This is a genomic window from Mycobacterium sp. TH-M82 (assembly GCF_057473605.1).
On record NZ_JBYCKY010000364.1, the window covers coordinates 1 to 6,049 of the forward strand.

General features: G+C 66.7%; 3 protein-coding genes. 1 reads left to right on the forward strand and 2 read right to left on the reverse strand.

What is annotated here, in order from left to right; genetic code table 11:
• Positions 1 to 26: 26 nt before the first annotated feature.
• The gene (fadD1, locus tag AC2VON_RS11200; protein WP_486953024.1) at positions 27 to 1,652 is read right to left on the reverse strand and encodes a fatty-acid--CoA ligase FadD1; all 1,626 of its coding nucleotides are present in this window, start codon (positions 1,650 to 1,652) and stop codon (positions 27 to 29) included.
• Positions 1,653 to 1,685: 33 nt separating this feature from the next.
• Entirely contained in the window at positions 1,686 to 3,521 is a 1,836-nt protein-coding gene (gene rho / locus AC2VON_RS11205) for a transcription termination factor Rho (RefSeq protein WP_486953025.1), read from the reverse strand.
• Positions 3,522 to 4,860: 1,339 nt separating this feature from the next.
• On the opposite strand from rho, the gene AC2VON_RS11210 reads away from it, so the two are divergent.
• Positions 4,861 to 6,049, forward strand: a 1,189-nt coding sequence (locus AC2VON_RS11210; protein ID WP_486953026.1) for a PPE family protein, incomplete at its 3' end; no start/stop codon positions are given.

A 6,049-nucleotide genomic window follows, 5' to 3' on the forward strand; every position in this document is an offset into this window, starting at 1 on the left:
AGCCTAGAACTCGATTCGATGGCCGATTATGCCAGGTCAGCCACCCTCACCTCAAAACGCCCGCCTCCCGGGCGATCGACGGCGACATAAGTTCTGCGGTTGCCGCCACGAGTCCACAGCACACCGCCGTCGGGGGCGGCGCCGCGGGCGCTTAACTCCCGCTTGAGGATCTTGTTGGTCGCCGTCATCGGCAGGCTGTCGGTGAGCCAGACATACTTCGGCCACCCCTTGGGTGACAGGTCCGGCTGGTCGGCCAGAAAGGCACCGAATTGCTCGGGTGTCAGCCCGGCGCCGTCGTGGCACACCAGCGCGGCCATGATCTGATCGCCGACGCCGTCTTCGTCGGGGACGGCGTACACCGCGGCATAGCTGACCGACGCCTGCCGCGCCAGGATGCGTTCTATGGGTGCGGTCGTCATGTTCTCCCCGTCGACGCGCAGCCAGTCCCCGCTGCGGCCGGCGAAGTAGATCCAGCCGTCGGCGTCGGCGTAGGCCAGATCCCCCGACCAGAACATCCCGTGCCGCATCCGGACGCCGGTGGCCTCGGGGTCGTTGTAGTAGCCGGCGAACAGGCCGGCGCCGGAGGTGTTGACCAGTTCGCCGATCGCTTCCTCGGGGTTGGCCAGGGCGCCGTCGTCATCGAATGTCGCCGGTGAACACTCGGTGAGCGTGTCCGGGTGGTAGATGCTCACACCCGGGAAACCTCTACCCAGTGACCCCGGCGGGCAGCCGTCTTCGCGGGTGATGATGATGGCGCCCTCGGTGGAGCCGAAGCCGTCCCACACCGTGCAGTCGAAGCGGCGGGAGAATTCGGCGATGTCGCGGTCGCTGGCCTCGTTGCCGAACGCCACCCGCAGCGGGTTGTCGTGATCGTCGGGCCGTTCGGGCGTGGCCAGCACGTAGGCCAGCGGCTTGCCCACATAGTTCATGAACGTCGCCCCGTAGTGGCGCAGGTCGGAAAGCAACCGCGACGCCGAGAACGTCGCCGGCGCCATCGCCGCACCGGCGCCCACCGCCACGCTCCACCCGGCCAGCACCGCATTGGAGTGAAACAGCGGCATCGACAGGTAGCAGACGTCGCGGGCACCGACGTCGAAACGCTCGATGAGCGTGCTGCCGGCGAACAGCACGGCCCGGTGGGGCAGTTGGACGGCCTTGGGCTCGCCGCTGGTGCCGGAGGTGAAGATCATCATGAAGGTGTCGGTCGGTGCGACTTCGCGATGCGCGACCAGCGTCTGCGCGCCTGCCAGCAGCGCGGTCCACTGGTCACCGGTGACGTCGAGCACCCGAACCCCGGGCAGGCCCAGCCCGTCGAGCAGGCCGCGATGCGCGGGGTCGGTGAGCAGGATCTGGCAGTCGGCCTTGCCGATGTCGCGGGCCAGCGCAGCGCCCCGGCGGGTGTCGTTGATACCGCAGAGCACGTAACCGCCGAGGGCAGCGGCGGCCATTGCGGTGAGCATCTGTGGCGTGTTGCCCAGCAGGGCACCGACGTGCAGCGGCCGACGCGGGTCGGCGACCCCGATCAGTGCGGCCGCATAGCTGGACGCGTCGGCCAGGTGTTCAGCCCAGGTCCACACCCGGTCGCCATACTTGACCGCCGGCGCGGGATCGTGCAGATGCTCGCGCAGCAGTTGCTGGATCGTCTCCGCCACAATTCAACACTGTAAAACCGGTTGTCCGGATGGTCAGTCGTTATCCGAAGCGCCCGGCGTCGTCTTGGACACCTGCATTAAGAACTCGTAGTTGTTCTTCGTCTTGCGCAGCTGGCTCATCAGCAGGTCGATGGCCTGGTGCGGGTCGAGACCCGACAGCAGGCGACGCAGCTTGTGCACGATGGCGAACTCGTCAGGCGACAACAGCAGTTCGTCTTTGCGGGTACCCGACGGGTTGACGTCGACGGCGGGGAACACGCGGCGCTCGGCGATCTTGCGGTCCAGCTTGAGCTCGGCGTTGCCGGTGCCCTTGAACTCCTCGAAGATCACCGTGTCACCGGTCGACCCGGTCTCCACCATCGCGGTGGCGATGATGGTCAGCGAGCCGCCCCCCTCGATATTGCGGGCCGCACCCAGGAACCGCTTGGGCGGGTACAGTGCGGTGGAGTCCACACCACCGGACAGGATCCGGCCGGACGCCGGCGAGGCGTTGTTGTAGGCACGACCCAGTCGGGTGATCGAGTCGAGCAGCACCACCACGTCCTTACCCTGTTCGACGAGGCGTTTCGCGCGCTCGATCGCCAGCTCGGCGGCCTGGGTGTGATCCGAGGGCGGGCGGTCGAACGTCGACGCGATCACTTCGCCCTTCACCGAGCGCTGCATGTCGGTGACTTCCTCGGGACGCTCGTCGACCAGCACCACCATCAGGTGGCATTCGGGGTTGTTGCAAGTGATCGCGTTGGCGATGTCCTGCAGGATTGTGGTCTTGCCGGCCTTGGGCGGCGACACGATCAGGGCACGCTGGCCCTTCCCGATCGGCATGATCAGATCGATGATCCGGGTGGTGAGCTTCTCCGTCGCGGTCTCCAGCCGCAACCGCTGATTGGGATACAGCGGGGTCAGCTTGTTGAACTCGGGACGGTTTTTGGCGTCGTCGACGGAGCCGCCGTTGACCGAGTCCAGCCGCACCAGCGGGTTGAACTTCTGCCGCTGGTTGGGCTGCTCACCCTCGCGCGGCACCCGCACCGCTCCGGTCACCGCGTCACCGCGACGCAGCCCATTCTTACGGACGATGTTCATCGAGACGTAGACGTCGCCTGGACCGGCCAGATACCCGGAGGTGCGCACGAACGCGTAATTGTCCAAGACGTCGAGAATGCCGGCAACCGGCTGCAGGACGTCGTCCTCGCGCAGTTCGGCATCACCGCCGTCCCCGGGTCGTTCGCGCCGCCGCCGGTCGCGGAACCGGCGTCCGCGCCGGCTGCCGCGCCCATCACCGTCGTCCTGGTCCTGCTGGCCGCGATTTTGCTGCCCCTGGTTCTGCTGATCCTGGGTCTGCTTGTCCTGCTCACCGCTGGTGGTTCGGCTAGGTTCGTCGGTCTTGGCGGTGGTGTCCCGGCCGCCGGGGTGATCGGCTTGCCCGCTCGATTTGTCCCGGTTGTTCTGGTGGTTCTCTTCGCTGGCGTCGGTGCTGGGTGCTCCCGCGTCGCGGCCGGCGCTGCGCCGTTCCCGATCGGGTGCATCAGCGGCGCTGTGCGCGGTCCGGCTTTCGTGCCCGCCGTCGTCGCCGCCACTTTCCCGAATCGCGGCGATCAGCTCGTTCTTGCGCATGCCCGCGGCGCCTTTGACGCCGGCCCGGTTGGCCAGCGCGCGCAGCTCGGGCAGCACCATCGCGGACAGCGAACCGTACGGCGCTGTGCCTGAGTCGGGCTTGGCAGGCTCCGAGCCATCCGGCGACGCAGATGCATCTTCGCTGACTGTCGCTGATGCGGTGGGGCCCGGGCCGGAGGCCTCGGGAGTGTCTTGGGCATTCGGCAGCTGTGGGTGCCGGGCGCCGTCGTCAGCCGTGATGAGGTCCGTATTGGTCACGGATTTCCTTTCTTTCCTCGTCGGTTCTGTCACGCGAGGATCCGTTGCATTCAGCCGAACCGCCGAGCGCGTGCCGCCGTCGACCGTGTCAACGGTGACCGCCCGCATCGGCGGCGTTAGATGGCCGTCGTCCACGAGAAGAATTGATGGTTTCCAGTGACATCACAGTGTTGATGCGGGCGCAGATGCTGCGATTGCTGGACAGCACCGAGAATAACCTGCTTGGTCCCGGGAAGCAAGCAACCGGGGCAAACGAGCGGCGGCCGGGTTGCCGGCGCGGGACGGCCACCCATTACTGCCAGGCTCGGAGCCCGCTTAGCAGCATTGCGGGGAATCAGTTGGCCATAACCCGGCCAAGGCGGCAGCGCAACTTCGGGATCGCCCCGCACGACGAAACGACAACGCCCGCGGACACAACCGGGTTCCCCCGGCGGCGTGGGATCACCGACACCCGCCTGGGGATGGATACTTGTGATTTCCTGGCGGCGCGCGGTTGCCAGCAACATCAACTGGATTAGGTAGTCGTCTCACAGCATCGGTGGGTGGACGCCGCACCCGGTGCGCATCTACCTACAACGACGAACTCGACGATGCCGTCCCGTGACTGTCTGCGTTGCTGCACGCAGCGGATAGGGGTGTCGCTGCGCGCGACATGGTGAAGGCCTTTGCCGGTAAGGTGGCTGATCTGGCTGGAAGCCTTCGGCGCCTTGCTATCTCGGCGATTACAGATCAGGGGCCGGCTCAGCTGAACGCTGCCGCCCCCGTGCGTTTGACCCGGCCGAAATATGTCGCAACCGATAGTGGGATTGCTGCCCGAAATTATATCGGATCGCGTTAGTGATTGCATCGTGTCACGTTCATAATTGCGCGTAGGCCATCACGAATTCGACTGCCTGATGGCGGTTCCCAGGAACTTCCAGGTATTACTCGGTGAATTTCCAGACAGCGCCTATACCCTTCGCCGCGTGCTGCTTCGTCGTGCCGGCTACGGGACTGCGGTCGATACCGCTGCGGGGTCTTCCTGGCGACTTAGCGGCCTATGCCCTGTCCGCGGTGCCGACCTGGCAGCGGTATGTCCGCACGTCGACACAATCCGCCAGGCTTACCCCGAAGGCCGCATGAACCGTCCGTGGTGTGAGCGCGGTTCGTAGCCACCTGGTTCGCGGGGTCAAGCCGCTCGATGGGGGCTCCCCGTCGAACCGGTGTCGGATCGATCAGACGCTGCCAGTAAATCCCAATCCCCGGCAGCGGCCCCATTCACAAGCAGGTCACCTGGGCGGTTGTTCGCCGTGGCGCTGATGAAGGCCGTTGTCCCGCATTATGAAAGAGGTCACGCGGTATGGATTTTGGGGCAATCCCGCCGGAGATCAATTCGGCGCGAATGTATTCGGGCGCAGGGCCCGGACCGACGCTCGCGGCGGCTGAAGCCTGGGACGCCTTGGCGACCGCACTGTATTCGGCCGCCTCGTCGTACAGTTCGGTGATATGGGATCTCGTCAGCGGTGACTGGCACGGTCCGTCGGCGGCGGCAATGGGAGCCGCAGCCATACCTTATGCCGAGTGGCTGAGCCGGACCGCCGATCAGGCCGAGCAGTCTGCGATGCAGGCGAGGGCGGCAGCGGCCGCCTACGAGACCGCGTTCGCGGCCACTGTGCCGCCGCCGGTGATCGCCGCCAACCGCAGCCTGCTGGCGACCCTGATCGCGACCAACCTGCTGGGCCAGAACACCGCGGCGATCGCGGCCACCGAAGCGCACTATGCCGCGATGTGGGCCCAAGACGCTGCCACCATGTACTCCTACGCAGGGACGTCGTCCGCCGCGATCAAGCTGACCCCGTTCACCGAGCCCCCGCAAACCACGAAGGCGGGCGCGGCAGCGGCCCAGTCGGCGGCGGCGGCTCAGGCGGTCGGGTCCAACGCCTCGGCGCATGTGGCGCAGCTGACGTCGTTGATGCCGAACACGTTGCAGAGCATGGCAACCGCGGCCACCGCCAACCCTTTGGGCAGCGCCTTCACGAACCTGGTCAACCTCTATTCCAAGCTCACAGACGTGGTCCACACCCTCACCGGTCCCTACACCTTGCTTGGATTATTGGCCACCGGGCCCGCAGGCTATTGGATCCTCGCGTCGGGGTTGTGGGGTATATCGCATAACACTGCGGGCGTCGCCGCAATACTTGGCGGCACGCCGCCGATCAGCGGAGTGCTGTCGCCGCTGCTGGGGCCGTTCTCGGGTGGCTTCGCGTCATATATGACACCGATCGGTCCGCCGGGCTTCGGCCCGGGGGTGGTGACGGCCAGCATGGGCCGCGCGGCGTCGGTCGGCGCATTCTCGGCGCCGACCGGATGGTCCTCGGCCGCACCGGAATTCCGCACGACCGCGGCACTGGTGTCGGCTGGCGTCGGCGACGTCGCCCCCACGATGGCGGCAGAGAGTCAGTCGAGCCTGCTCAGCGAACTGGGGCTGGCGACCCTGGCCGGGCGGGCGATGGGAGGTCCCGCGGCAGCCTCCGTCGCCGGCGCCAACG